This window comes from Caballeronia arvi (genome assembly GCF_001544695.2).
Classification (GTDB): domain Bacteria; phylum Pseudomonadota; class Gammaproteobacteria; order Burkholderiales; family Burkholderiaceae; genus Caballeronia; species Caballeronia arvi.
Window position 1 is genome coordinate 1 of the sequence record NZ_FCOM02000182.1, and the last position, 2,454, is coordinate 2,454.

Here is a 2,454-nt window from a genome sequence, read left to right on the forward strand (position 1 = left end):
AAACGGGCTACCGCTTCGCGTGCACGGAAGGGATCAGCAACCGAACACTGAGGGCAATATACAAGTAACCAAAGAAACAGCTATCCCCAGCCTAAGCACTTCATACCGGCCGCGGCACAGGCGATTGGCTGAATGGAACCCAGAGTAGCGAGTGTTCTCGTAGGCCTATTGCGGCGTGAATCGCGCACGGTCTGCCGCCCGATAACCTTAAGCGTGCCGGTTCAGCACGAAATAGCTCCGGCACAGCGCTACGCGCTGCCGAAGGATATGCAAGGGAAACCAACGGTGGGCGTGGCAAATACGTGGGCTCACGCAAACCCGATTGACCGGTCGGCCGCGAAGCGGGCTGGAGCTAAATGGTGCTGAACCAGTTTTTTATGTGGTGCGATGAGTCAGACCGTGCGCGATCCAAGCCGCGGGAGTTTTGTGAGGGCACTCGCTACTCCGGGCTCCATTCAGCCAATCGCCTGTGCCGCGGCCGGCATGAGGTACTTTGGATGGGGAGAGCTGCTTTCTTTGGTGACTTTCTTTGCAGCAGCAAAGAAAGTTACCCCCGCCCCGGGGAGGGGCAACGCTAATAGACCAACATGAATTCAGGATTTCATATAAACGCAAGGCGAACAGAAAGGAGGAATCGCTCAACCGCGCGCGTCGTTCTCCGGCACGCAAGTGAAGGATACCGTCGAGGTCTGCTCTTCGAGCGAACGCACGCCGCTCGTCGCTTCGGATCGGATCGCCACGCGTTGCGAGCGCTGCTTGCAATAGTCGGTGGCGGCGTCCATCGCCGCATTGCGCGCGGTCACCCACGACATGCGCGTGCCGGTCGCCTTGCCGGTGACCGTGTACGTGTTGGGCTGCGCGCCGGCCGTGACGCCGTTCGTCGTGCCGCACGCAGCGAGCAAAAGGGAGAATGCGAACGAGATCGCGCCGGACGCACGCCGCCTGCGAGAGATTGATCGTAAGAAATCGAACATACGTGTGGATCGTGAATTTTGAGATACGGCCCGAATGGTACAGGCGCCCGCGAATTTCTTCACAGATCAGAGGAAAGGCGCTTTGTTTTTCGGGTCCGTGACGAGCGGCTACAGCATCCGCTGCGCGCCTTTTCACGATCGACCTTGTAGATGTTCCGATGTTCCCGCTCAAGCCTGAGCGATGCGATCCAGCAGGCGCTGCAAGCGCGAATGCTGTGACGGTGCGAGGCCGGGCGTAGACAGCGTCTGCACGACGCGCCCGCGCCAATATGTCTTGGAGAAGAGAGAATTCGCGCCTTCGGGGCTCAGCACTTCTTCGAGATGTTCGATCGCCGAGTCGAGATGGCGGACGCTACAGCGTGGCGTGCCTGCGCCGAGGTTGTTCATGACACGGTTCATCGGAAGAGCAAGAGTTCGAGTGAAGATCGAATCGATGCGCGGGAACGCGATGTCCCGCGCGTGAAGCTCGTGACGCACGGGCGACGGTTCGTCGACGCCCGCGCGACGCGACTCAGGCGTCAGCACATGTGCTGGCCGCCGTTGATCGCGATGTTCGAGCCGGTCACGAAGCCCGCATCTTCGGAGCACAGGAACGCGACGAGCGCCGCAACTTCCTCGGGCTTGCCGAGACGGCCGGCCGGAATCTGCGGAATGATCTTCGTGTCGAGGATTTCCTGCGGGATCGCGGTCACCATCTTGGTCGCGAGGTAGCCCGGCGAAATCGTGTTCACCGTGACGCCCTTCTTCGCGACTTCGAGCGCGAGCGACTTCGTGAAGCCGTGCATGCCGGCCTTCGCCGCCGAGTAGTTCGTCTGGCCGATCTGGCCTTTCGAGCCGTTCACCGACGAAATGTTGATGATGCGGCCCCAGCCGCGCGACACCATTTCTTCGCAGACGGGCTTGGTCATGTTGAAGACCGAGTCGAGATTGGTGCGCAGCACGGCGTCCCAGTTCACCTTGGTCATCTTCTTGAAGGTCGTGTCCTGCGTGATGCCGGCGTTGTTCACGAGGATATCGATCGGGCCGACTTCGGCGCGGATCTTCGCCACGCAGCTCTGCGCGGAATCGTAATCGGCGACGTCCACGGCGTAAGCGCGGAAGTTACGGCCCTGGCGGTCCATGTTCGCGAGCCATTCGGCGGCTTTCGCGTTGCCCGGCGAATGCGTCACGACGACCGCGTAGCCTGCGTCGTGCAGCTTGATGCTGATGGCTTCGCCGAGGCCGCCCATGCCGCCCGTCACCACTGCGATTCGCTTTGTCATGCTGATACTCCTCGTATTTCTCTCAGGTTAATGAAGCTCGGAATGGCACCGGCGCCGCCATGTTGCCTCGACGCTCGTTATGTTTTGATGTCGCGTCGAGTCGGATTTCAGCTGCGCCGGCGTACTGCTCTCGTTACAGACGTTACGGACGCTCGAGCGCCAGCGCGACGCCCATGCCGCCGCCGATGCACAGCGACGCCAGGCCCTTCTTCGCGTCG

The 2,454-nt window shown here is 61.0% G+C and carries 3 protein-coding genes; all 3 read right to left on the reverse strand.

What is annotated here, in order from left to right:
• Window positions 1-638: 638 nt before the first annotated feature.
• The 3 genes from AWB74_RS44060 to phbB all read right to left on the reverse strand — a co-directional run bounded on the left by AWB74_RS44060 (window position 639) and on the right by phbB (window position 2,236).
• Window positions 639-974 carry a hypothetical protein gene (locus AWB74_RS44060; protein ID WP_061152738.1) on the reverse strand — a complete coding sequence of 112 codons (336 nt, stop codon included), beginning with the start codon at window positions 972-974 and terminating at the stop codon, window positions 639-641.
• A 168-nt stretch (window positions 975-1,142) separates the two neighbouring features.
• A complete protein-coding gene (locus AWB74_RS48085) occupies window positions 1,143-1,499 on the reverse strand; it encodes a hypothetical protein (RefSeq protein WP_235024957.1) in 357 nt (118 codons plus the stop codon).
• Window positions 1,493-2,236 (reverse strand): acetoacetyl-CoA reductase, encoded by a 744-nt coding sequence (gene phbB / locus AWB74_RS44070; protein ID WP_061152739.1) that lies wholly within the window; start codon window positions 2,234-2,236, stop codon window positions 1,493-1,495. The genes AWB74_RS48085 and phbB overlap by 7 nt, the downstream gene beginning before the upstream one ends.
• Window positions 2,237-2,454 lie beyond the last annotated feature (218 nt).